General features: G+C 72.6%; 22 protein-coding genes. 11 read left to right on the forward strand and 11 right to left on the reverse strand.

All coding sequences use genetic code 11. The annotated features are described in order from the left end of the window. Positions 1-4: 4 nt before the first annotated feature. Positions 5-799, reverse strand: coding sequence for a hypothetical protein (locus tag ACCP09_RS38750; RefSeq protein ID WP_378335738.1), 795 nt, complete (start codon positions 797-799; stop codon positions 5-7). Positions 800-1229: 430 nt separating this feature from the next. On the opposite strand from ACCP09_RS38750, the gene ACCP09_RS38755 reads away from it, so the two are divergent. Continuing rightward, the gene (locus ACCP09_RS38755) at positions 1230-1412 is read left to right on the forward strand and encodes a hypothetical protein (protein ID WP_027931267.1); all 183 of its coding nucleotides are present in this window, start codon (positions 1230-1232) and stop codon (positions 1410-1412) included. A 168-nt stretch (positions 1413-1580) separates the two neighbouring features. After that, positions 1581-3773: an ATP-binding protein gene (locus tag ACCP09_RS38760; protein ID WP_433754000.1), complete on the forward strand. Its 2193-nt coding sequence runs from the start codon at positions 1581-1583 to the stop codon at positions 3771-3773. A 66-nt stretch (positions 3774-3839) separates the two neighbouring features. On the opposite strand, the gene ACCP09_RS38765 is transcribed toward ACCP09_RS38760, so the two are convergent. Further along, on the reverse strand, positions 3840-4628 hold the full coding sequence (locus ACCP09_RS38765; protein WP_433754002.1) for a DivIVA domain-containing protein: 789 nt from the start codon (positions 4626-4628) through the stop codon (positions 3840-3842). Between the two features lie 387 nt (positions 4629-5015). Next, positions 5016-6308: an MFS transporter gene (locus ACCP09_RS38770; protein WP_400989505.1), complete on the reverse strand. Its 1293-nt coding sequence runs from the start codon at positions 6306-6308 to the stop codon at positions 5016-5018. Between the two features lie 178 nt (positions 6309-6486). On the opposite strand from ACCP09_RS38770, the gene ACCP09_RS38775 reads away from it, so the two are divergent. The 4 genes from ACCP09_RS38775 (at position 6487) to ACCP09_RS38790 (ending at position 9908) form a co-directional block, all read left to right on the forward strand. Beyond that, on the forward strand, positions 6487-7194 hold the full coding sequence (locus ACCP09_RS38775) for a 4-carboxy-4-hydroxy-2-oxoadipate aldolase/oxaloacetate decarboxylase (protein ID WP_433754004.1): 708 nt from the start codon (positions 6487-6489) through the stop codon (positions 7192-7194). Continuing rightward, a complete protein-coding gene (locus ACCP09_RS38780; protein ID WP_431903792.1) occupies positions 7191-8231 on the forward strand; it encodes a 4-oxalomesaconate tautomerase in 1041 nt (346 codons plus the stop codon). The genes ACCP09_RS38775 and ACCP09_RS38780 overlap by 4 nt, the downstream gene beginning before the upstream one ends. Before the next feature lie 19 nt (positions 8232-8250). Continuing rightward, positions 8251-9216, forward strand: a complete 966-nt coding sequence (locus ACCP09_RS38785; RefSeq protein ID WP_433754006.1) for a VOC family protein — start codon at positions 8251-8253, stop codon at positions 9214-9216. Positions 9217-9704: 488 nt separating this feature from the next. Then, the gene (locus ACCP09_RS38790) at positions 9705-9908 is read left to right on the forward strand and encodes a hypothetical protein (RefSeq protein ID WP_433754008.1); all 204 of its coding nucleotides are present in this window, start codon (positions 9705-9707) and stop codon (positions 9906-9908) included. A gap of 40 nt (positions 9909-9948) precedes the next feature. Here ACCP09_RS38790 and ACCP09_RS38795 read toward each other — a convergent pair whose 3' ends face one another. Continuing rightward, positions 9949-10599, reverse strand: a complete 651-nt coding sequence (locus ACCP09_RS38795; protein ID WP_027931275.1) for a TetR/AcrR family transcriptional regulator — start codon at positions 10597-10599, stop codon at positions 9949-9951. Between the two features lie 134 nt (positions 10600-10733). Between ACCP09_RS38795 and ACCP09_RS38800 the strand changes: the two genes are divergently transcribed. From ACCP09_RS38800 to ACCP09_RS38815, 4 genes are all read left to right on the forward strand, one after another. After that, entirely contained in the window at positions 10734-12416 is a 1683-nt protein-coding gene (locus tag ACCP09_RS38800; protein WP_433754011.1) for an MFS transporter, read from the forward strand. Further along, on the forward strand, positions 12413-13168 hold the full coding sequence (locus ACCP09_RS38805) for an MSCRAMM family protein (protein ID WP_433754013.1): 756 nt from the start codon (positions 12413-12415) through the stop codon (positions 13166-13168). The genes ACCP09_RS38800 and ACCP09_RS38805 overlap by 4 nt, the downstream gene beginning before the upstream one ends. 120 nt (positions 13169-13288) lie before the next feature. After that, positions 13289-14275 (forward strand): class I SAM-dependent methyltransferase, encoded by a 987-nt coding sequence (locus ACCP09_RS38810; protein WP_433754015.1) that lies wholly within the window; start codon positions 13289-13291, stop codon positions 14273-14275. Between the two features lie 92 nt (positions 14276-14367). Further along, a complete protein-coding gene (locus tag ACCP09_RS38815) occupies positions 14368-14670 on the forward strand; it encodes an STAS domain-containing protein (RefSeq protein ID WP_027931278.1) in 303 nt (100 codons plus the stop codon). Positions 14671-14739: 69 nt separating this feature from the next. Here ACCP09_RS38815 and ACCP09_RS38820 read toward each other — a convergent pair whose 3' ends face one another. The 7 genes from ACCP09_RS38820 to ACCP09_RS38850 form a co-directional block, all read right to left on the reverse strand. After that, entirely contained in the window at positions 14740-14895 is a 156-nt protein-coding gene (locus ACCP09_RS38820; protein ID WP_020422901.1) for a DUF6131 family protein, read from the reverse strand. 166 nt (positions 14896-15061) lie between these two features. Then, a complete protein-coding gene (locus ACCP09_RS38825) occupies positions 15062-16642 on the reverse strand; it encodes a gamma-glutamyltransferase (RefSeq protein WP_433754017.1) in 1581 nt (526 codons plus the stop codon). Next, positions 16642-17976: an MFS transporter gene (locus ACCP09_RS38830; protein ID WP_027931280.1), complete on the reverse strand. Its 1335-nt coding sequence runs from the start codon at positions 17974-17976 to the stop codon at positions 16642-16644. The genes ACCP09_RS38825 and ACCP09_RS38830 overlap by 1 nt, the downstream gene beginning before the upstream one ends. A 17-nt stretch (positions 17977-17993) precedes the next feature. Beyond that, positions 17994-19085, reverse strand: coding sequence for an NAD(P)/FAD-dependent oxidoreductase (locus ACCP09_RS38835; protein WP_378335749.1), 1092 nt, complete (start codon positions 19083-19085; stop codon positions 17994-17996). Continuing rightward, entirely contained in the window at positions 19082-20107 is a 1026-nt protein-coding gene (locus ACCP09_RS38840; protein ID WP_433754020.1) for a Gfo/Idh/MocA family protein, read from the reverse strand. The genes ACCP09_RS38835 and ACCP09_RS38840 overlap by 4 nt, the downstream gene beginning before the upstream one ends. Next, the gene (locus ACCP09_RS38845; protein WP_027931283.1) at positions 20104-21756 is read right to left on the reverse strand and encodes a hydantoinase B/oxoprolinase family protein; all 1653 of its coding nucleotides are present in this window, start codon (positions 21754-21756) and stop codon (positions 20104-20106) included. The genes ACCP09_RS38840 and ACCP09_RS38845 overlap by 4 nt, the downstream gene beginning before the upstream one ends. After that, a complete protein-coding gene (locus ACCP09_RS38850) occupies positions 21753-23798 on the reverse strand; it encodes a hydantoinase/oxoprolinase family protein (RefSeq protein ID WP_433754022.1) in 2046 nt (681 codons plus the stop codon). Before ACCP09_RS38850 ends, ACCP09_RS38845 begins: the two co-directional genes overlap by 4 nt. 122 nt (positions 23799-23920) lie before the next feature. On the opposite strand from ACCP09_RS38850, the gene ACCP09_RS38855 reads away from it, so the two are divergent. Then, positions 23921-24461: LacI family DNA-binding transcriptional regulator (locus tag ACCP09_RS38855; RefSeq protein WP_433754024.1), on the forward strand; the 541-nt coding region annotated here is incomplete at its 3' end.

A 24461-nucleotide genomic window follows, 5' to 3' on the forward strand; every position in this document is an offset into this window, starting at 1 on the left:
CCGGTCAGCCCGCGGCGACGGGGCGCCAGCGCACGCCGTAGGCGAAGCCGGGCACCAGGTGGCGGAACTGCTCGTGGACCTCGCCGGCCTCGTCGGGCTCGATCGGCGTGCCGCGAGCGGAGTGGTCGCGGGCGTCGTCCTGGAACGCCTTGTCCAGTCGCACGACCTCGGCAGGCAGCGGCCGGGCGAAACGGATGTGCAGGTCGAACAGGTCGCAGGGGTGCCGCGGCACGCACACGTAGTGGGGCTGGCGCAGGCCCGCGCGGAACCGCAGCGCGATGTCGTGCCGGTCGCCGCGGCGGAGGCGGCCGGGCGGCCGGAGCGCGAGACCGATCCGGTCGCTCGACTCCATACGCCGCCCGGTCAGCACGCCCCCGTAGAACACGTCGACCTGCAGGTCCGTCTCCCGCAGTGGCGTGGTGTCCGGCCCCGCCGAGGTCAGGGTCAGCGCCAGGTCCAGCTCGTCGATCTCGTCCGCGTCGACGACCACCCGCCGGAACTCGAACGCCTCCGGCACCGGCTGGTCGAGCGCGAGCGCCACGCGGAGCTCCTCGGTGTGCCAGCTCCGGCTGGGTGCCGGCGCCTCCGCGGGCTCGGCGCCGGCCACCGCGAGTTCGGCGAGCCGGTCGATGCCCTCGTCGATGCGCCGCCGGACCGTGCGCGCGTCCCGGTCCAGCGTCTGCGCGGCCCAGTGCACGCGTTCCTGGTAGAAGGGGTGCCGCGCCTGCTCGTGCAGCGCGAACGCGGCCAGCAGCGACGTCCGCAGGTCGTCCGGCAGCGCCCCGATGAGCGTCCCCAACCGGTCTGACACCTTCTGCCGGACCACCGCGGCATTGTCCGCGGCGGAAATGCCGCACACCGCGTGCAATGCCGGTCCGACGCGGTCCGCCAGCCGGTTCGCGGAAACCCCTCGCCCCTTTCGCAGAATCTTCAGCTCCGCAGCCACGTCCGTCGTGCTGACGCTCACCCGTCCTCCCGCAGTTTCCGGCGCGATTCCACATCCTGGCCAGCCCAGCGCGCGTTGTCCAGCAGCGGCTCGCGGGGCCGCGCGATCGTCACCGCCCGTTTTCCGTTTCCCACTGACGCCGGAAACAGGAAACTCCTTGTCGGGCACACCCCGGGAATCGCATTCTTGGTGAGCCGCCGGAAATCCGCGGCAAAACCCTTCGAACCACGGAATTCCGTGTTCTCGAGTGCCGCCCCGGCACGTCCTGGAAAAGGAGACGAAAATGAAAGTCGTCTGCTCGTTTTCGCTGCTCCTGCGAATAGCGTTCTGGTTGACGGTGCTGGCCGTCGTGCTGGGCGTGTCGCTGGGACACCGGCCCGCGGCGGCGCCCCTGAGCCACCCGGTCTCCGTGGTCGGCGAGTCCGGGGAGGAGGTGCCGCAATGCAGACCCACGCCGTCGAACTGATCGTGACCCTGCTGACCATCGTCTTCGGCTGAGGCCGCGATGTGGTGTGAAGACCGGCTGTGCGCGCAGCTGCCGGCCGGGTCCGCGGACCCGGCCGGCCACCCGGGCGGACGCTGTGCGCGGCGCCTCCGCCGGGCCATACTGATCGTCCGACAGGGGTGGAGCCTGATGACCGAGCGAGCGACATTCGGCGCCGAATTGCGCAGGCTCCGCCGCGCGGCGGGAATCTCGCTGACCGAACTCGCGGACCGCGTGCACTACAGCAAGGGCTACCTCAGCAAGGTCGAAACCGGCCGGGCCGCCCCGAATCCCTCGCTCGCCGCACTGTGCGAGGCCGAACTCGGCGCGCCGGGAGCGCTGACCCCGCTGCTGCCCGGTGCGGCCCCTCGGCGCCGCACCCGGCCCGACCCCCACCCCTCGGGCCTGCCGCCCGCGGTGAGCACCTTCGTCGGCCGGGACGAAGAACTTTCCAGGGTGCGCCAGGCGCTGGAGGCCGACGGCGGCGTCTGCGTGATCTCGGGTCTGGCCGGTGTCGGCAAGACGGAACTCGCGGTCCGATGCGCGCACCGGTTCGAGGCGTCGTTCGCCGACGGCTGCCTGTTCGTCGACCTCCGCGGGCCCGGCGGCAGAGCGGCGGAGCCCCCGGAGGTGCACGACCGCCTGCTCCGGGCCCTCGGTGTGCCGCCCGAAACGATCCCGGCCGACCCTGACGACCGCGCGACCCTGTACCGCGCCCGGCTGCGGGGCCGCAGTGTCCTCCTCGTCCTGGACAACGCGGTGAGTTCCGCGCAGGTCCGGCCTCTGCTGCCGGCCGAGCCGAAATGCCGGGTGCTGATCACCAGCCGGTCCCGGCTCGCCCCGCTGGACGAGGCGGCGCAGGTTCCGCTGGACGTGTTGTCCCCCGCCGCCGCGGCAGAGCTCTTCAACTCGGTCGCGCGCACCGAGCCCGGTGACACGGTGACGCGGATCGTGAGCCGCTGCGGACACCTGCCGCTGGCCGTGCGCATCGCCGCCGCGCGGCTGCGCACGCGTCCGGCGTGGGACGTGCGGGAACTGGACCGCAGGCTCGCCGACACGAACGCCCGCCTGCGCGAGCTCGACGACGGTGAACGCAGTGTGCGTGCCGTGTTCGAAGTGTCGGCACAGCAGCTTGCCGCCGACGAAGCCCGGCTGCTCGGCCTGCTGGCCCTGCACCCCGGACTCGAATTCGACCTCGGATCGGCGAGCGCGCTCGGCGGCCACGAGGACCACGAGACCGACCGGCTGCTCGATCGCCTCTACGACGCGCACCTCCTGAGCCAGCCGTCCGCGGGCCGCTACGCGTTCCACGACCTGGTGAAGTCCTTCGCCCGCGAGCACATCCTCGCCACGCTCGACCGGCCGGACGTGACGCGGGCACAGCGGCGCCTGCTCGACTTCGCCGTGCGGACCACGCAACTCGCGGATCGCCTCATCGCGCCGCTGCGGTTCCGGCCCACCGTCGAGATGCCCGGTAACGCACCCGCGCCCGCGGATCTGGCGACGGAACAACAGGCGCTGGACTGGTTGCGGCTCGAATGGCGCGCCCTCGCCACGCTGTGCCGCGCGGCCGGGGAAGACGGTCACCACGCGCGGTGCTGGCAGCTCGCGTACTTCCTGCGGAACTACTTCTTCCGGATCAAGGCCTGGGACGCCTGGTGCGACACGCACCACGCCGCCCGCGCCGCCGCGGAGGCGGCCGGTGACCGGTGGGCCCTGGCCGCCACCACCGCGAACCTCGGGGTCGGCCTGATCGACCGCGGTGACATCCGGGACGCGTCGGAGTGCTACCGGGAGGCGCTGGCGCTCTACCGTGAGATCGGCGACGAACACGGGGAGAGCACCGTGCTCGCCCACCAGGCGTGGGCCAGGCACTACCTGGGCGATCACCGGGGAGCGCTGGCGGACCTGCGCGAGGCCCTGGAGTTCTACGAACGGGTGGGCAACGCACGCAACGCCGCGATCACCCGCCGCGGCATGGCGCTGGTCCTGACCGCGCTGGGGCGGGCCGCCGAAGCGGCCGAGCTCGCCGCCGCCACGCTCGACGTGTTCGACCGGCTCGACCTCGGCTTCGACGCCGCGATGACCCTCAACTGCCTGGGGTGGGCGTACTTCCACCTCGCCGACCACGCGCGCGCCGGCGCCGCCTACCAGGACGCGCTCGCGCGGGCGGAGGCCTGCGGAAGTCCCCACGAGGTTGCCCGCGCCTACACCGGTCTCGGCAACATCGCCAGCGCACGCGGTGACCACGAGCAGGCAGTCGAATGGTGGGAACTGGCGGACGAAGCACACCCGGCCCTCGACCCGCTCATCATCGGCGAGGCGCGGGTGCGTGGGGCGTGACCGGCACGCCGTCAAGGCAAGAGGGGTGCGACGCGTCGCGCCGCACCCCTCTTGCCGGGTCGTTCGTCAGTTCTCGGCCGCCGCGGCGGCGGCCTTCTCCTGCTTCGCCTGGCGGCGGGCCTTCGCCGCCAGGATCGCCGGGCTGATCTTGCCGGTCTCGGCCGGCTTGCGGGGCTCCGGCGCGTCCGGGATCTCGTCCGCGGGGGTCTCGTCCACATCGGACTCCTCGACCGTTCCAGCGTCCACGATCTCGGCGCCCGGAGCGTCCTCATCGGACTCCGTGGTCGCCGCTTCGTCGTCCGTCCCGGTCGGCAGCAACGGGAGGGCGGGCGGGTGGAGCTCCGGGGTGCGCGCGGCCTGCTCGGCCGCCGAGTCGATGATCTCGCCGATCCGCACCAGCTGCGCGAGCAGCGTCTGCCGGGTGCCGCGCAGGCGCTCGACCTCCTGCTCGGCCCGGCGGATCATCGCCAGCGCCTCCTCGTTCGCCTGCTTCGCCAGGTCTTCACGCTGACGGCGGGCCTCGTCGGCCTGGTCCTCGTACGCCTTGCGGATCTCCGCGGCGTCCTTTTCGGCCTGTTCGCGGATCTCCCGCGCCTCCACCTCGGCCTGGGCGATGATCCGCTCGACCCGGGCGCCGATGTTGCCGGAGCCCACCACCTGCAGCGGGACCGACGTGTCACCGCCCAGCTCGGACAGGCGCCGCTCCTTCTCCTCCAGCTCGCTCGCCAGGTGCCCGGCCCGCGCGCGCAGCCGGCGGATGTAGGCGTCGACCTCCCGGCGGTCGTAACCACGCAGAGCCGCCGAGAAGTTGATCTCGCGCTCGGCCAGGATGTCATTGCCACCGCTGTTGACCATGTCCCCGAGTCTCGATCGCGCCACCCGGCCCTGCAAACGGCTGTTCCCCGTTCGGCTGAAGATCAACGGGTGCCGGCTGCCCTCGGCGCACCGCCACCGGCCATCGCACCGTGACGACCGCGCGTTCCGCACACTCCGTTCGTGCGGACCGCGGCCCGGAACGCCCGGAAGCGACTGCCCGCCGTGAGCACCAGGCCCGCATCGGTCACCGGTACGGGTGGTATCACGCTTCCGGCGAGACCGATGCCGGCCGGCGGAGCACCTTTCGTCCCCCGGCCCTACCGCGCCGGCGTGAGCCGGAGGACAGTGGGGCCAGGTCTCGTCATTGCCCGGGCAGCGACGCCGACCAGGTCCCCGGTGGTTCAACCCGAGTGCCCCGGGGGCCGCCTACCCGGCGCCCTCCACGACCGGCGGCTTGCGCACCAGCGCCACCATCGCGGCGCTGAGCAGGCCGGCGACGGCGAACACCGCGAACCCGAGCCCGGACAGCCGGCTCGCCACCAGGACGCCGCCCAGCCACGGCCCGAAGACCGCACCGAACCGCCCGATGCCGGACACCCAGCCCAGCGCCGTCGCGCGCACGCCGGCCGGGTAGTGGGCGCCGACGCTGGAGTAGATGAGCGTCTGGGCGCTGAACAGCCAGCCGCCGGTCAGGAACACCACGACGTAGGTCAGCGGCAGCGGCATCCGGACCGCCAGCAGCGCCACCCCTGCCGCCGTGAGCGTGAACCACAGGATCGCCACCGGCCGCGCCCCGAACCGGTCCGCCAGGCGCCCCGCGACGAGCATGCCCGCGATGCCGCCGATGTTGATCACCAGCAGGAAGCTGACCGCGGACCCGAGGTGGTAGCCGTTGGCGCGCATCATCGTCGGCAGCCAGGTGTTCACGCCGTAGACCAGCAGCAACCCGCCGAACGAGGCGATCCAGAACAGGATCGTGGTGAGCGCGACGGACGAGGTGAACAGCGCGCGGAGGCTGCCCGGCCGCCGCTCGGTGCGCTCCGGTTCGAACGGCTCGATCGCGACCCGGTAGCGGTCGGCGATCGCCTTCGCCGTTGCCCGTTTGCCCCTGGCCAGCAAGTAGGTCATCGACTCCGGCAGCATCAGGTGGACCACCGGCAGCACCACCAGCAGCGGCAGCGCGCCGAACCAGTACACCGACCGCCAGCCCAGCGACTCGACCACCGACATCGCGAGCGCGCCGGCGATCGCGCCGCCCGCCTGGTGCGCGGTCATCACGATGGTGACGCTCAGGTTCCGGCGCCACGGCGGCGCGTACTCCATGACCATCGCGATCGCCGACGGCAGCAGCCCGCCGAGGCCGACGCCGGCCACGAACCGCGCGGCGCCGAACACCTCGACCGACGGCGCCGCCGCGCAGGCCGCGGAGGCGAGCGAGAAGACCACGACACCGGTCAGGATGATCTTGCGCCGGCCGATCCGGTCGGTGACGATCCCGGACCCGAGCGCGCCGAGCAGCATGCCGAACGTGGTGAGGCTGCCGATCGTCCCGCCGGTCACGGCGGTCAGGCCGAAGCCCTCGTCGGCGAGCACGCCGGGCAGGGTCGCGCCGTAGACGAACAGGTCGAGCCCGTCCAGCAGCACGAGGACCCAGCACAGGGCGGTGACCCGGAACGACAGCCGGGCGACCGCCGGATCTCTTTGTTCCAACACGGACATCGGTGTCCCTCTCGTCGTCGAGGCGGTTGACGGTGACGGGCAAGGTACTCCGCACACGATCGTGCCCACAAGATTGTTGACAATTTTGGCCGCAAAAAGCATCCTGGCTTGAGCACGACCCGAAGCGAGGAGAAGAAGCCATGCCACAGCCGGCCACCGGCGCCGAGGAGGTCCCGGCGTGAACAAGGTGATCGTCACCGACCCGCCCCGCGCCGACGGCGACGACGTCGCCGCGCTCGCGGAGTTCGGCGTCGCGACCGTGCACGAGGCGCTGGGCCGCACCGGCCTGCTCGGCCCGGACCTGCGGCCGATCCAGGACGGCGCCCGCATCGGCGGCACCGCCGTGACCGCCCTGTGCTGGCCGGGCGACAACCTGATGATCCACGCCGCGGTCGAGCAGTGCCGCCCCGGCGACGTCCTGGTCGTCACGACCACGTCGCCCTCGACGGACGGGCTGTTCGGCGAGCTGTTCGCCACCGCCCTGCAGCACCGCGGGGTCCGCGGGCTCGTGATCAACACCGGGGTGCGCGACGTCGCGGAGCTGCGCGCGATGGGGTTCCCGGTGTGGTCGGCCGCGGTGAGCGCGCAGGGCACCGTCAAGGCGACCGCGGGCTCGGTCAACGTGCCGGTCGTGATCGGCGGGCAGGTCATCCGCCCTGGCGACGCGATCCTCGCCGACGACGACGGCGTGCTGTGCGTGCCACGTGAACTCGTCGGCGAGGGGCTGCGCGCGTCGCGGGCCCGCGCGGACAAGGAAGAGGCCACGCGGCAGGCGTTCCGCGCCGGCGAGCTGGGCCTGGACCGCTACGGGCTGCGCGAGAAGCTCGCCGACCTCGGTGTCCGGTACCTGACGGCCGAGGAGTACGCGAAGCTGGAGCGCGAATGAGCGTGCGGTGCATGCTGATGCGGGGCGGCACGTCCAAGGGCGCCTACTTCGTCGCCTCGGACCTGCCCGCCGATCCCGCCGAGCGCGACGACCTGCTGCTGCGGATCATGGGCACGCCCGACCCGCGGCAGCTCGACGGGCTCGGCGGCGCGCAGCCGGTCACCAGCAAGGTCGCGATCGTCTCCCCCGCCGAGGGCGACCGGGACGTCGACTACCTGTTCCTGCAGGTCGGCATCGAGGATGCGACGGTTTCGGACCGGCAGACGTGCGGAAACCTGCTCGCCGGCGTCGGTCAGTTCGCCGTCGAGCGCGGCCTGGTGCCCGCCCGTGGCGACCGCACCAGCGTGCGCGTGCGGATGGTCAACACCGACTCGATCGCGGTCGCAACGTTCGCCACCCCCGGCGGCCGGGTCGACTACCAGGGCACGACCGCGATCTCCGGCGTGCCCGGCACCGCCGCGCCGGTCGAGCTGGAGTTCACTGGCACCGAGGGATCGGTGTGCGGCAGCCTGCTGCCCACCGGGAACGTCGTCGACGAGATCGGCGGCATCCCGGTGACCTGCGTGGACAACGGGATGCCCGTCGTCGTTGCGCGCGCCGCCGACTTCGGGATCACCGGCTACGAGGCGGCGGACGAGCTGACCGGGCTGGCCGACCGGATCCAAGAGCTGCGGCTGGAAGCCGGGAAGCTGATGGGGCTCGGCGACGTCAGCGGCGCGTCGGTGCCGAAGACGACGCTGGTGGCCGCGCCGCGCGACGGCGGCGCCATCTGCACGCGGACGTTCATCCCGCTGCGCCCGCACCCGTCGATCGGCGTGCTGGGCGCGGTGAGCGTGGTGACCGCGCTGATGCTGGACGGCGCGGCCGGGCACGAACTGTTCGCGGCGCCGCCGCCCGGTTCGCCGGTCGGCGTCGAGCACCCGAGCGGCACGCTGGAGGTCGGGGTCGAACTGGCGCCCGGGCCCCGCGTGGTGCGCTCGACCGTCATCCGCACCGCGCGGAAGTTGTTCGACGGCACCGTTTTTCCCCGTCCCTGACACATCCTGGAAGGCACCGATGCCCCACCTCGAACCCTCGCCCCGGCACGAGATCGCGCACCTCGGCCACGTCGAGCTGTTCACCCCGGAACCGGAGAAGAGCCTGGCCTTCTTCGTCGACGTCCTCGGCCTGACGGAGAACGGCTCGCGGGGCGATTCCGTCTACCTGCGCACGTGGGACGACTACGAGCACCACAGCGTCAAGCTGACCGCCGCGAAGACCTCGGGCGTGGGGCGGACCGCGATGCGCGCGTCGAGCGAGGAGGCCCTGAAGCGGCGGGTCGCGGCGATCGAGGAACGCGGGCTGGGCATCGGCTGGGCCGACGGCGACACCGGGATCGGGCCGACGTACGTGTTCCGGGACCCGGACGGGCACGAGATGGAGATCTACTGGGAGACCGAGAAGTACGACCCGCCCGAGCACCTGCGGCCGTCGCTGAAGAACCAGGCCCAGGCGTACCCGGCGCGCGGGGTGTGCGTGCGGCGGCTCGACCACGTCAACTACCTGGCCCAGGACGCGGCGGCGAACGGCGGCTTCATCTGCGACGCGCTCGGCGGCCGGGTGACCGAGCAGATCCAGCTGGACAGCGGGGTCATTTCCGGGCAGTGGACGCACTTCGCGCAGAAGTCCTACGACCTGGTCTACACCAACGACTGGACGCGCTCGTCCGGGCGGCTGCACCACATCGCGTTCGCGACGGACACGCGGGAGGACATCCTGCGGGCGGCGGACATCGCGCTGGACAAGGGCGTGTTCATCGAGACCGGGCCGCACAAGCACGCGATCCAGCAGACGTTCTTCCTGTACGTCTACGAGCCCGGCGGCAACCGGATCGAGCTGTGCAACCCGACCGCGCGGCTGATCTTCGCGCCCGACTGGGAGCCGGTGACGTGGACCGAAGCCGAGCGGGCGAAGGGCCAGGCGTGGGGCCTGAAGACGATCGAGTCGTTCCACACGCACGGGACGCCACCGGTGGCGGGTTGAGGCTGTTGTTGGGCCGGGTCCCATAGCCGGCGCACAGGTTGTTCTGCGGGTGCTCTCAGGCCGGCGGGTCACGATGTGAGCCGGACAGGAGGACGCCCGTGCACGACGACAAGCCCCGCGACGAACCAGCCGCTGACGAAGCGACCACGCTCGCCGAGGTGCCTGGCGCGCCTTCCGCAGGTGGGGCGACCGCGCCCGAGCAGGCACCGCACGCGGCTCCCGCCGGGGATGGGGCCACGGCGGCGGACCCTGGCGCCGCAGCCACCGGCGGGGCTGCTGCCGCGCAGGCACCGCGCCCGCCTGGGGATGCGACTGCCCCCACGCAGGCGCCCCATGCCACCTCCGCCGGTGGGACCACCACACCCGCGCAGCCACCGCACGCGGTTTCGGCCGCGGCGGCGGCACCTCCTGCCGCGGCTGCCGCTCTTCCCGTCGTGCCATCCGGCGCTCCCCCGCGGCCCGACAAGCGGCGCCTGGGAATTGGCGTCGTGGCCGGGGTCGCCGCGGCTGTGCTCGTCGTCGGGGGCGTGGGTGGCTTCGCGATCGGGCGGGCGACCGCGGGTTCCGATGACGGCGGGCGCCCCGGCTACGGGCAGTTCGACCGGATGCCGCGCGGCTACGGTGAGCCGCCGGGCTTCGGGGAGCGCGGTCAGTACGAGCGCGGGTCGGACAACGGCGGGTCCAACACCTGAGTCTTCGCCCCACGACCGGGTGGAGCGCCGCAAGCCGGGCTCAGGACGCGGGCGTCACCGGGGCCATCCAGATCCCCACGATGGCGTCGATCATGCCGGTCGCCGCGTCGTGCCAGTTCTGCCTGGGCGTCGCGGTTCCGTCGGCGAGCGCGCGCTCCCGCTCCGCGTTCATGTGCACCAGCAGCTGGCGCATCATGGCACTCCGCTCGGCGCGCACCTCCGGCGGCAGCTCCGGCAGGCACCGCTTCAAACCCTCCAGCGTCTTCACCATCGACGGCGAAGACAGGGCGTCGTCGGCGAAGATGTCCCGCAGCGCGGGGTCCGTGGTGACCTGCGCGCTGAACCGGGCGAACCAGGTCGGGTTTCCCAGCGCCGCCAGGTGTTCCGCGGCCGGCCGCACCATGCACGCGATCCAGTCGCGCGGGTCGTCGGACTCCCCGGCCTCGGCCACCATCCGGTCGCGGATCCGCTCCATCTCGGCGGTGTGCTTGCGGACGATCGCCCGCACCAGGTCGGCCTTCGTGCCGAAGTGGTAGCCGACCGCGGCCGTGTTGCCCTGCCCCGCCGCCTCGCTGATCTGCCGGTTGGACACCGCGTACACGCCGTGCTCGGCGAAGAGCCGCTCGGCCGTCGTGAGGATCGCCTCGCGGGTGGCGGTGACGCGGTCGGACCGGGCCGTCTTCGTCGTCATCGTCACCACCCGCCGGTCCAAGGACGGGCCAGGCGGCCCGTGTCCAGGCATTTTACCGATCACCCGTAATCACCCTAACCAGGCCTGCTAAGCTAAGTCAATCGATTGATTTAACTTCGACCGGAGGCCCGGCAATGCCCTCTGCCCCTGCCCGCCACGCGGGCGACCCGGCGCCACCCGTGGCCCGGACCGGCCGCGTGGTCGCCGTGCTGGCGTTCACCGGCATCGTCGTCTCGCTGATGCAGACCCTGATCATCCCGCTGGTCCCCGAGTTGCCCGGCCTGCTGGGCGCGTCGTCGGCGGACACCGCGTGGGCCATCACCGCCACGCTGCTCGCCGCTGCGGTCGCCACCCCGACCGTCGGGCGCCTCGGCGACATGTACGGCAAGCGGCGGATGCTGCTGGTCAGCGTCGTCCTGCTGATCGCGGGATCGGTGACCTGCGGACTGTCGAGCAGCCTGGTGCCGATGATCGTCGGCCGCGCGCTGCAGGGCCTGGCCTCCGGCGTGATCCCGCTGGGCATCAGCATCATGCGCGACGAGCTGCCCGCCGAACGGCTCGGCTCGGCGACCGCGATGATGAGCGCCTCCCTCGGCGTCGGCGGCGCGCTCGGCCTGCCCGCCGCGGCGCTGATCGCCGAGAACGCCGACTGGCACGTGTTGTTCTGGACGGCCGCCGGCCTCGGCGTGGTCGCGTTCCTGCTGGTGGTGTCGTTCGTGCCGGAGTCGTCGGTGCGCACCGGCGGGCGGTTCGACCTGCCCGGCGCGCTCGGCCTGTCGGTCGCGCTGCTGTGCCTGCTGCTGGCGATCTCCAAGGGCGCGGACTGGGGCTGGGGCGACGGGCTGACCATCGGCCTGTTCGTCGCCGCCGTCGTGGTGCTGCTGGTGTGGGGCCGGTGGGAGCTGCGTGCGCGGGAACCGCTGGTGGACCTCCGCACCACCGCGCGCAGGCAGGTGCTGCTGACCAACATCGCGTCGGTGGTGTTCGGGTTCGCCATGTTCGCGATGTCGCTGGTGCTGCCGCAGCTGCTGCAGCTGCCGACGGCGACCGGGTTCGGGCTCGGCCAGTCGATGCTGGTGGCGGGTCTGGTGATGGCGCCGTCCGGTCTGGTCATGATGGCCACCGCGCCGGTGTCGGCGAAGATCTCCCGGACGCGCGGCCCGAAGGTGACGCTGATGCTCGGCGCGCTGGTGGTCGCGATCGGGTACGGGCTCAACATCGTGTTGATGGGCGAGGTCTGGCAGCTGCTGATCGCCTCGTGCGTCATCGGCGCCGGGATCGGCCTGTCCTACGGCGCGATGCCCGCGCTGATCATGTCCGCGGTGCCGGTGTCGGAAACCGCGTCGGCGAACAGCCTGAACACGCTGATGCGCTCGATCGGCACGTCCACCTCCAGCGCGGTGGCGGGTGTGGTGCTGGCGCAGATGACCGTCTCGCTGGGGCCGGTCGCCGTGCCGTCGCAGGACGGGTTCCGGGTGGTGCTGGCGATCGGCGCGGGCGCGGCTTTGGTGGCGCTGTTCGTCGCCGCGTTCCTGCCCGCGCGGCGGCGGGCCACGGCCGGGCGGAGCGTGTCGGGCACCGTGCGCGGAGCGAGTGGCGCGGCGGTGGTCACGGTCACCGCGCACCGCGCGGACGGGAGCGTCGCGGCGAGCGCGGCGGCCGGTTCGGACGGCGGGTTCGCGCTGGCGGCGCTGCCCGCGGAGCCGCTGACGCTGGTGGCTGTGGAGCACCCGGCGGTGCACGAGACGGTTTCGGTCGGCGCCGGGACCACGCAGCGGCACGACATCGACCTGGGCGCGCGGGAGGGACGGGCATGACCACGACGGCAGAGGTGACGCTGAGCGGACGGGTGCGCAGTGGGCGGCGGGCGCTGCCGGACGTGACCCTGACGTTGACCGACCGGGTCGGCGCGCAGGTGTCCCGTGCTCGCACCGGCGGGGACGGGTCGTTCCGGCTCGGCGGGCTCGCGCCCGGCAACTACGTGCTCATCGTGTCGCGCGCGGGGTTCCAGCCGCAGGCGACGGTCGTCACGCTCGAGGCCGGGGCGGTGCCGTTGGACGTCACGCTCGAACCGGCGACCAGCGTGCGCGGCGTGGTGCGGGACCGGCACAGCGGGCGGCCGATCGCGACGGCGGCGGTGACGGCGGTCGGTGCGGGCGGCGAGGTCATCGCCAGCACGGTGTCCGATCCGGACGGTGGCTACCGGATCACCGGCATCGACACCGGTGAGATCACGCTGGTGGCGGCCGCGCCGGGCGCCGACCCGGTGGCCACGGTGGTGCCGCTGGGCGGCGCGCGGGAGCACGAGGTCGACCTCGAGCTGGACACGCACAGCACCCTGACCGGCACGGTGACCGCAGGCGGCCGCCCGGTCGCCGGATTGGCGCTGGAGCTGCGGGAGGCGTCCGGCCGCGCGGTGGCCACGGCGGTGACGGACGCGGACGGGACGTACCGGTTCGAGCGGGTGACTGCCGGGCAGTACACGCTGACGAGCACCGCGGGGCGCCCGGTGGTGACGACGATCCCGGCGGACGCGGTGACCGCGGAGCTGGTGCTGGAACGTCCTTAGTGGAGGATCGCGGCCGGGCTCGCGTAGCCGGATCGAGGCATTTGGCGCCTTTGGGTAGCAGCGATGGCGCAAGGTGGGCGGCCACCGACCGGTGACCGCCCTCGCTGTCAGCGCCACGTCGTGCTGCACGAGGTCACCGCGGGCGGCGTCGAGCGCCCCGACGGTCGCGTGGCTCTGGTGGTGCAGCACGACGCGGTGCCGGCGCTGCTGCCGGTCACCGTGCGGGAGACGATCTCCCGGAAACCGTCCTCAGCCGGGACAATCTGCTCGACCCGTGGCACTGTCGACCAGGAAGGAGCAGCCATGAATCCGGAGACAGCAGCCGGGGTGTTCACCGCGGCCAGATCGGAGTTCGCCGCCTGGTCGGGCCGTCTGTGGCGGCCGCTCGGCGAGATCCTCGCCGCGGTGGCGCGGCCACGGCCGGGCGAGCGCGTCCTCGACGCCTGCTGCGGCACCGGCGCCTCCGCGATCCCGGCCGCCCGCGCGGTGGGCCCCGACGGCGCGGTCGACGCCATCGACGTCGCCGAGGGGCTGCTCGACGAGGGGCGCCGGGAGGCGGCCGCCCTCGGGCTGGGCAACCTGCGCTTCACGGCCGCCGACGTGCTCACCTGGCCGCACGACGGCTACGACGTCGTGCAGAGCGCGTTCGGCGTGTTCTTCTTCCCGGACATGGACGCGGGCAGCCGACGCCTCGCCGGGCTGCTCAAACCCGGCGGCCGGTTCGCGGTGAGCACCTGGCGGGCCGACGGCATGTCCCGCATCGTCCCGATCGGACGCGCCGCCGCGCTGCCCGACCGCCCGGAACTGGAGGACGCGCCGCCGCGGCCCAACCACAGCGCCCGCGTCGACACGGCGGGCAAGCTCGCGGACTGGCTGTCGTCGATCGGCCTGCGGGACGTCGAGGTGCGGGAGGTCGCCTACGTGCAGCCGCTGCACCCGGAGGACGCCTGGACGTTCTACCTCGGCTCGTCGATGCGCGGCTTCGTCAGCGGCCTGTCCGCCGAAGCGCTCGACCGGGTCCGCGCCCGCTTCTTCGACGGGCTGCGCGAGGCCGGGCTCGACACGCTCGACGCGGGCGCGCTGATCGGTGTCGGACGACGGCCCTAAACCCACTTCGCCGTCATCACATCCGGTGAATCCGCGCCAAGACACCTCCCAGGAGGTTGAACCCTGTTCAGACTGTCCGCGGAGGTGGTGGCGTGGCGGACCGGGCCGAGGTGGACATCCGGACGGCGGTGGTGGACGACGAGGTCGTGCGCGTGCACGTCGCCGGGGAGGTGGACCTGCTGACGCTCCCGTCGCTGGCCGAGGCGCTCGCCGCGGCCGGGCGGCTCTCACCCCGGCTCATCGAGGTCGACCTGTCCGCTGTGGACTTCCTGTCGGTGTCCGGCGCCGCCGAGCTGGCCGAAACGGCGGCGCGGATCCCGGTCCAGGTCGGACCGGCCAGCCACGCGTCCAGGGTGGCGCTCGCCGCCGCGGGACTGGACCACCTGCTCGCCTGACAGGACAGTGCCGGTGACAGGACAGTGCCGACCCTCCGAAGAGGGCCGGCACTCGAAGTGTGGTCCGGATCAGTACCAGTGTGCCCTGCCGCCGACCTTCCGGCCGGTGCCACCGAGGATCGCCAGTGCCGCACCCACGACCAGGAGAACGATCCCGATCGTCCAGATGATGTTTATGCCGGTCAGCAGACCGACGATGAGCAGGATGACGCCAAGAACGATCATGGCAACTCTTTCTGCCTGCAGGACGGGCCGCGCCGCCGGTCCTGCTCCGATGGGGACCAGCCAGCGATACCCGGACGGGTGATCAGGCAAACCCGGTACGCCCCGGTACGAAGCGAAGTTGCTGCGTCGCGACCACACCGTTGCGCCACGTAGACCAGCGAACCGGTCAGTACCCTTCCGCTCTGCCGTTGCGGCGCGGGTCCGCACAGGACCGCAGCAACCCGCCGTCCAGCGTGATGCCCTCGAAGTTGCCGGTCAGCGAATGCCACGGCCCGAGATCACGCAGCCACAGCCCGCGTTCGGCGCACCGCCGGCGGAACTCGCGGTCCACGCCCGGCGCGAACCCGTGCTCCAGCGTCACGCCCGGCAACCACCCGGAAGCCGGTTCGTGCGGCCGCACCCCGAAGCGCGGCGCCGCCACCGACTCCTCGATGGACATCCCGAAGTCCAGGAGGTTCACCAGGTTCTGCAGCACGCACGCCACCAGCGACACCGACGGCGAGCCGGACGCGACGACCGGCACGCCGTCCCGCAGCACCAGGTTGGGCGCCAGGTAGACGGTGGCCCGCTCCCCCGGCCACGGCATGCCGCGCTGGAAGAACGACCCCCCGCCGGAGAGCTGGAACCCCTCCGCGAACAGCCCGTTCACCCACGGCGAGGCCATGTGGGAGTGCGTGACCGAGGCGATGTTGCGCTGCTCGTCCACCACGGTGACGTGGATCGTCCCGGGCACCGGCGCCGGCACGGACGGCGGCAGCGTGCCGAGCCGGTCCAGCCGCCGGGCCGCGAAGTCCTTGGACAGCAGCGTTTCCAGGTCGGCGGCGGCCGTGCGCGGTGGCGCGTAGTACACCTCGTTGTGCACGGCGACCAGCAGGTCCAGTGTGTCCACGCACGCGTGCGCCGGGCCGCGCAGGTCCACCAGCTCCAGCATGTTGAGCGCCTCGATGAGCTGGCACCCGCCGTCGTCCGGCGGCGCGGAGGCCACGACCTCCACGTCCCGGTAGGTTCCGCGCAGCGGCTCGGACCACTGCGCCTCGTACGCGGCGAAGTCCTCGGTCGTGATGACCCCGCCGCCGCGGGCGCACTCGGCGGCGAACGCCCGCGCGAAGTCGCCCAGGTAGTAGTCCAGGTCCTCGTCCCGCAGCCGTTCCAGCGTGCGCGCCACCCGGTCCTGCCGCAGGGTGCCGCCCGGCGCGACCAGGGTGCCGCCCGGCAGGAACGCCTCCCGGGCCTGCTCGTGGCACCCGAGTTCGGCCCGGTGCGCGTACATCTCGCCGAACAGATAGGGGTTGACTGCGAACCCGTCCCGCGCGAGCTGCACGGCGTCCCGCAGCAACCGATCGCGGGACAGCCTGCCAAACCGTTCGTGCGCGGCACGGAAGGCAGGCCACCAGCCGGGGACCGGCACGCCCCGGCCGGTGGTCAGGTCGGCCCCGGTGAACCCGGGCAGCGGCGCGAGCGGGGCGGCGACGTTGCCGTTGAGGTAACTCGCCTCGCCGCTCGCGCCGTCCCAGTGCAGCATCTCCAGCCCGCCGGTCAGCGCCGTCATGTGTGGTTCGACCACCAGCTGGGCCGCCGCGGCCGCGAGCGCCGCGTCGGCGGCCGTGCCGCCGTCGCGGAGCACGTCGAGCCCGGCCCGCACCGCGAGCGGGTGCGAGGTGACCACCATGCCGCGCTCGGCCTCGACCGGCTCTTTCAGGCCATAGGCGGCCCGGCGGGCCAGCTCGTCCGCGGTGCGGGCGTCCATCAGGCCTCCGCCAGCGACTTGCGGCGCTGCTCGTCGACCGCGGCGGGCATCGCGAACAGGGCGACCAGGATCGAGACGGCGCAGATCGCCGTCATGTACCAGCCGAACGCGGCGTTGGTGCCGGTGACGTCGAACAGCCACACCGCGATCAGGCCCGCGGTCGAGCCCAGCGCGGTGGTGCCGATGTTGTAGTTCAGCGCCGACGCGCTCGCGCGCACCTCGGCCGGGAAGCTCATCACGTAGGCCGTGGTCAGCGGCGCGCCGACGAAGTTGTTGATGAAGGTGAACGCGACGACCGCGACCACCGCCAGCCACAGCGAGCCGGACCCGATGGCGAGGAACGTCGGCACGGTCAGCACGACGAACAGGCCGTAGCCGACCACGAGCGGGATCCGCGCGCCGTGCTTGTCGGCGAGCTTGCCGCCCCAGATCGCCGGGATCGGGCCGATCGCGTAGGTCAGCAGGGAGGCGAGCAGCGCGTTGTTCTCGGCGAACCCGGCCTTCACCATCGCGGTGACGAAGTAGGCCTGGATGACGAACGACCCGACCCGCTGCCCGGCGCCGAGACCGATCGCCCGCAGCATCGCGCCCCAGTGCTCGCGCACGGCGGTGCGGAACGGCGTCTGCTTGACCTTGCTGCGCTCGGCCAGCTCGGCCATTTCCTTGAACTGCGGGGTTTCCTCGACGTGACGGCGGATGTAGATGCCGACCAGCGCCATCGGGATCGACAGCAGGAACGGGATGCGCCAGCCCCAGTCGTTGAACGCCTGCGCCGGCATCACGGAGATCACCAGGTAGGACACCAGGGTGGCGAGCAGCGGACCGACCGAAGTGGACGCCACGGACAGTCCGGCGAGGTAGTTGCGCCGGTTGCCGCGCTCGTGCTCGAAGATGAAGTTGGCGGCCGTGGTGTACTCCACGCTCGCGCCGATGCCCTGCAGGACCCGGCAGAACAACAGGATCATCGGCGCCGCGATCCCGATCGCCGCGTAGGTCGGCAGCAGCCCGATCCCGGCAGTGCCGACGCTCATCACCGCGATCGTCAGCAGCAGCACGAACCGGCGGCCCTTGAGGTCGGCCAGCGGTCCCAGCACGATCGCCGCCAGCGGCCGCAGCGCGTAGGACAGCACCACGCCCGCGTAGGTCGACAGCAGCGCGGCGGTCGCGTTGCCCTCCGGGAAGAACTGCCGGGAGATGATCACGGCCAGGGTGCCGTAGAGGCCGAAGTCGTAGTACTCGACGACGTTGCCGAGCATCGCGGACATGATCACCTTGCGCCGCGAGCGCAGGTCCGTCGAGGCGGGCGCGGACGCCCGCGTGTCGTGGTCGGTCAACGGATCTCCTTGCGGTTTCAGGGCCGGAAGCGGTCCGGCCGGAAGGGCTCCAGCATCGGGTGGGGCTCGCCGGTGCGGATCTCGCCTGCCAGCAGCTCGCCTGCGATCAGGCCGAGCGTCGCGCCGGAGTGGGTGAAGGCGACGTGGCACCGCGGCACGGCGGACAGCTCGCCGAACACCGGCTCGCCGTCGCCGGGGATGGGCTTGCGGCCGAGCTTCCAGGACGCGGCGGTCAGCGTGACCCCGCCGTCCAGCAGCGCGGACGCCTCGGCGGCGAGTTCCTTGACCACCGACTCGTCGATCGAGCACGTGCCGTCGGCCGCCTCGGTGATCCGGTCCTCGTACCAGTGGTGGTCCAGCGCGAACGTGCCGCCCGGGTTGGGCCGCAGCGCGACGCGCGGGGTGTTCAGCACGGCCTTGACGCCGGTCTCGGCGGGTTCGGTGAGCACGAGCATCGACAGCGGGGACGCGTCCGGGATGGTCACGCCCAGCTCCGCGACGACGTCCGGGGTGGCGGCGCCGCAGGCCACCACGACGGCGTCGCCCTCGAACCGCTGTCCGCCCGCGGTGGTCACCCCGGTGGCCACTCCCCCGGCGGTCGTGACGCTCGCGCGCCCGGCCCCGGTGACGATCTCACCGCCGAGCGCGGTGAACTCCGCGGCCAGGTGCTCGATCAGGTGCGGCAGCGACACCCAGCCCTCGCCCGGGTTGTGCACGGCCACCTCGGGGAACGCGGCCGGGTCGAGCCCCGGGTGGTCCGAGACCAGCTTCGAGTCGTAGCCGTGCGCGACCTCGGCGCGGTGCCGGTCCCGCATCGCGTCCTCGTCGAGGCTCCAGTGCAGGCCGCCGTCGAAACGGAGCCACTCGCGCCCGGGGTCCTGCGCGAACAGCGTGCGGTAGCGGTCGATGCCTGCCATCCGCAGCGCGTGGTAGGCCGCCGAGCGGGTCCCGGCGGAGTTGAGCCAGGACAGCGACCGGCCGGAGGCGCCGTCGGCCAGCTCGCCCTCGGTCACCAGTGTCACCGCCACGCCGTCGCGCTGCAGGTGCGTGGCCGTGGAGACGCCGAGAACGCCCCCGCCCACCACGACGACGTGCTTACCTGCGGTCATCGGGAAAGATCCCCCTTCTGGGCGTGTGCCCGTTCGATGATGCGAAGGACGTCCACCGCGTCGCGCGGGTCGACCGGTGGTGCGCCGCCGGTGGCGATCGCGGTGGCGAGCAGCCGGTAGAACTCGCCGTAGTCCCCAGGTTCCGGCTCGACGCAGCGGGTCTCGCCGCGGACGCCGAGGGTGCCCCAGTTGTCCCGCGGCTCGTGCCCGAATCCGTCGTCGCCGGGCCGGGCGCCGTTCTTCAGCGCGTCCTCCTGCGGGTCCAGGCCGTGTTTCGTGTAGCCGGCCCGGTCGCCCAGGACGTGGAACCGCGGGCCGGGCAGCGCGGCGAGACCGGTCATGAACAGCCGCGACCGGGTGCCGTTTTCGTGGGCCAGCACCAGGAACGTGTCGTCGTCGCCGTCGCCCGCGCCGCGGCGGAGGACGTCGGCGTGCACGCGCGCGACCGGGCCGAACAGCTGGATCGCCTGGTCGATCAGGTGGGTGCCGAGGTCGTACAGGATGCCGCCGCCCTCGGCGACGCCCGCGTGCGCCTTCCAGTCGCGTGGTCCCTGCGGCTTCCACCACTCGAACCGGGACTCGAAGGTGTGTACCGTGCCGAGCTCACCGTCGTCGATCAGGCGCCGCAGGGTCCGGAAGTCGCCGTCCCAGCGGCGGTTCTGGAACACCGTGAGCACGCGGCCGGCGAGATCGGCCTGCTCGATCAGCGCCTCGCCCTGCTCGCTGGTCACCGCGAACGGCTTGTCCACCACCACGTGCAGGCCGTGGCCGAGCGCCTCCGCGGCGAGGCCGGCGTGCGTGGCAGGCGGCGTGCCGATGACGACCAGATCGACTTCACGGGCGAACAGCTCGTCGGGGGTGGCCAGGACCGTCGCGTGTGGATATTCGGCGCAGGCTTGTGCCGCCCGCTCCAGGTTTCCGGTGACGATGTAGTCGAGCGAGTAGTTCTCGTCGGCGGCGAGGAACGGGGCGTGGAAGATCCGCCCGGACACCCCGAAACCGATCACGGCGGTGCGGATCACGACTCCACCCCGTACACGGTCCGGGCGCGCTCGGCGGAGATCCGGCCTTCGGCGACGTCCCGGCGCACCTGGTCCGGGTCACGCTCGGACGGCGGCCCGTAGCCGCCCGCCCCGGCGGTCCGGATCGACACCCGGTCGCCGGGCTGCAGGCGGGTGTAGCCGTGCTCGACCGGTTGCGCCCCTTCGGAGAGCTCGACCCCCGCGCTCGCGCCAGGCCCGCCGCCGAACAGCCCCCACGGCTGCGAGCGCTGCCGCGAGGTGTCCAGCCAGAAGTGCACGTCGGACTCCTCGACGCGGACCGTGCGCCGGATCCCCATGCCCCCGCGCGTGCGGCCGTCGCCGCCGGAGTCGTCGATCAGCGCGTACTCCTCGACCACCAGCGGATACTCCGTCTCCAGCGCCTCGACCGGCAGGTTGCTGGTGTTGGTCATGTGCACCTGCACGCCGTCCATGCCGTCCTTGCCCAGCCGCGCGCCGCAGCCGCCACCGATCGTCTCCAGGTAGACGAAGTAGCGGCCGGTTCGGCTGTCCACGCCGGAGAAGTGCACGCCGGTGTTGGCGCCGTTGCTCGCCGCGGTCACGGTTTCCGGCACCGCGGTGGCGAGCGCACCGTGGATCAGGTCGACCACGCGCTGGCAGGTCTCGCTGCGGCCGTTGACCGCGGCGGGTTCGGTGCAGTTGAGCACCGATCCGCGCGGGGCGTTGATCGTGACCGGCCGGTGCAGGCCCGCGTTCGGGATGATGTCCGGGTCCACCAGGGTCTTGAGCGAGTAGTAGACCGCCGCGTACAGCGCGGTCCACACGACGTTGACGCTGGCCCGGACCTGCGGCGGCGCGGTGAAGTCGAACGTGACCTCGTCGCCGTGCACGGTGACGGTGACGCCGAGATCGAGTTCGTCGTCCAGCTCGGGGCAGTCGAAGCGGTCCGCGAAGGTGTACGTGCCGTCGGGGACCTTCGCGATGGCCGCGCGGGTCCGCCGCTCGGTGTAGTCCAGCAGCGCCGCGGCCGCCGCCACCAGCGTGTCGCGGCCGTACCGCGCGGCCAGCTCGGTGTAGCGGGTGACGGCGAGCCGGTTCGCGGCGATCTGGGCGCGCAGGTCCGCGCGGCGCTCGTGCGGCACCTGGCAGTTGAGCAGGATCAGCTCGAACAGGTCGTTCTGCAGCTCGCCCCGGCGCATCAGCCGCACCGGCGGGATGCGCAGGCCCTCCTGGAAGATGTGCGCGTGGCCGCGGTCGCCGAAGTCGGCGTGGTGGGCCAGGTTCGCCACCCACGCGGTGATCTCGCCGTCCAGGAACACCGGCGACACCAGCACGATGTCCGGCAGGTGCGAACCGCCGCCGGTGAACGGGTCGTTGCCGATGAACGTGTCCCCGTCCTCGATGGTCCCGGCCGGGTAGCGTCGCGTGATCTCGTCGACGATGCCCATCAGCGAGCCCAGGTGCAGCGGCGAGCCGCCCTCGTCCTGGGCGAGCATCCGCCCCGCGGCGTCGAACAGCGACGCGGTGCAGTCGCGGCGTTCCTTGATGTTGGTCGAGTAGGCCGCGCGCACCAGCGTCTCGCCCATCTCCTCCACAATGGACGACAGCGCGGAGCCGATCACCTCGACCAGCACGGGGTCCTGCATGGTCTTCCCTTCCGTGTGGGTCATCGGCCCACCGTCACGACGAGGTTGCGCAGCTCGTCGACGACGGCGACGTCGCCGGGGAGCAGCAGCGTGGTGGTGTCCATCTGCTCGACGACCGCGGGGCCGTCGACGCGGTGGCCGGGTTCGAGGAGCCTGCGGTCGTACACCGGGCATTCGGTGAACCCGCCGCTCTCGGGCAGGTAGACCTCCCGGGTGGCGCGGATCGCGGCGCTCGCGTCGGCGTCGCCGAGCGGGGCGCGATGCAGCTCGGCGCGGGACACCTCGCCGATCGCCCGCAGGCGGAAGGTGACCACCTGGACCTCGTCCTCGGCCGAGGAGTAGCCGTACATCCGCTCGTGCTCGGCGGCGAACCGCTTGGTCAGCTGTGCGACGGTGTCCGCGGTGACCTCGCCCTCCGGGACGGGCACCGGCAGCTCGTGGTTCTGGCCCGCATACCGCATTTCGGCGAACCGCTCGACGCGGCGGCGCTCGGCCGGGACGTTCTCCGCCGCCAGCCACGCCGTCGCTTCGGCCTCCAGCTCCGCGAACACGCCGGCGACGGTGGTTTCGTCGGGCGGCGAGATGCGGGTGCGCAGGAAGTCGGCGCGGATGTCGGTCATCAGCAGGCCCGCGGCGCACTGCGCGCCGGGCGTCTCCGGCACCAGCACGGTGCGCATGCCCAGCTCGCGCGCCAGGCGCACGGCGTGCAGCGGGCCGGCGCCGCCGAAGGGCACCAGGACGTAGTCGCGGGGGTCGTAGCCGCGCTGGACCGAGATGACGCGGATGGCGCGGGCCATGTTGGCGGTGATGACCCGCACGATCCCCTGCGCGGCGTCGAGCACGTCCATCCCCAGTGGACCGGCCACTGTGGACACGGCTCGGCGGGCCGCCTCGGCGTCGATCTTCATCTGCCCGTCCAGCAGGTACTCCGGGTTGAGGACGCGCAGCACCACGTTGGCGTCGGTGACCGTCGGTTCCGTACCGCGTCCGTAACACGCCGGGCCCGGATCGGCGCCCGCGCTGCCCGGGCCGACCTTCAGCGCGCCGCCCGCGTCGATCCACGCGATCGAACCGCCACCGGCGCCGACGGTGTGGATGTCCAGCATCGGCGCGCGCACCGGCCTGCCGTCGATCTCGGTGCCGCTGGAGGACTTGGGCACGCCGTCCTGGACGAGCGAGACGTCCGAGGAGGTGCCGCCCACGTCGAAGGTGATGATGTCCGGGTAGCCGGCCGCGCGGGCGATTTCCGCCGCGCCGACCACGCCGGTGCTGGGTCCGGAGAGGACCATGCGGGAGGGCATCCGCTCGGCCGTCTCGAACGGGATGATGCCGCCGTTGGACTGCGTGACGTGCGGGGTCGCGCGCAGGCCGAGCTCGCCCAGCCGGGTGCGCAGTTTCGCCAGGTAGCGCGCGACCACCGGGCCGAGGTAGGCGTTGACGACCACTGTGGACAGACGCTCGTACTCGCGGAACTCCGGCAGCACCGCCGAGGACACCGAGACGTGCACGCCGGGCAGTTCTTCGGCGAGGATGCGTTCCGCGGTCCGCTCGTGGGCGGGGTCGACGAAGCTGTAGAGGAAGCAGACGGCGACCGCTTCCACATTCTGCTCACGCAGCTCGCGGGCGAGCGCGCGGACCTGCTCCTCGTCCAGGGGGCGCTCCACCCGGCCGTCGTGGCGGACCCGCTCGTCCACCTCGAGCCGCAGGTCGCGCGGCACCAGGGCGGCGGGCTTGTCGGCCTGCAGGTCGTAGAGCGAGGGGCGGCGGCCGCGCCCCAGTTCCAGCAGGTCGCGGAAGCCGGCGGTGGTGAGCAGGCCGGTGCGCGCGCCGCGCTCGGTGAGCAGGGCGTTGGTGCCGACCGTGGTGCCGTGGGCGAAGTAGCCGACGTCGCCGAGGTCGCGTCCGCCGATCTCGTCGAGCAGCTGGGACACGCCCGTCACGATCGCCCGGCCGGGGTCGTCCGGGGTGCTGGACACCTTGCGCACGTAGAGGCGCCCGGTCTGCTCGTCGAGGGCGCAGACGTCGGTGAACGTGCCACCGGTGTCGACGCCGATCCGAAGTGTCATGTGCTGGGCCTCGCTTGAGTGAGAACCTTCTCAGTACCTGTTGGGTGAGAACCTTCTCAGTCGGTAGTAGTCTCAGTCAAGACTTGATTTGCAAACGGCTTGTTACCGGGGGAGGCGCGCAGGTGACCACGCACGGAGCCTCGCTGATCGACGTGGCCCGCGCGGCCGGGGTGTCCACGGCGACCGCGGGGCGCGCGCTCGGCGGGTACGGGCAGGTCAGCGAACGGACCCGGGAGCGGGTGCTGGCCGCGGCGGCCGAGCTGGGGTACCGGCCGAACGGGCTGGCCCGCAGCATGGTCACCGGCAGCACGCAGACGATCGGCGTGGTGGTGACGGACGTGGCGAACCCGTTCTTCGCCACCGCGTTGCGCGGGATCACCGACGTGACGTCGCCCGCCGGGTTCGAGGTGCTGCTGGCCAACACCGGCGGCGTGCTGGAGGCCGAGCAGCGGGCGGTCAGCGTGATGTCGGAGAAGCGGGTGGACGGTGTCATCGTCGCGGCGGCGCGCCCGGGCGAGGGGGCGCACCTGCGGCGGGCGATGGACGCCGGGGTGCCGGTCGTGCTCATCGACCGGCAGGTCAGCGGCGTGCCGGAGGCCGACAGCATCACCGTGGACAACGACCACGCGGCGGCGGAGGCGGTCGGGCACCTGACGGAGCTGG

Origin of the sequence: Amycolatopsis sp. 3B14 (assembly GCF_050958625.1) — a bacterium.
Lineage (GTDB): Bacteria > Actinomycetota > Actinomycetes > Mycobacteriales > Pseudonocardiaceae > Amycolatopsis_E > Amycolatopsis_E thermoflava.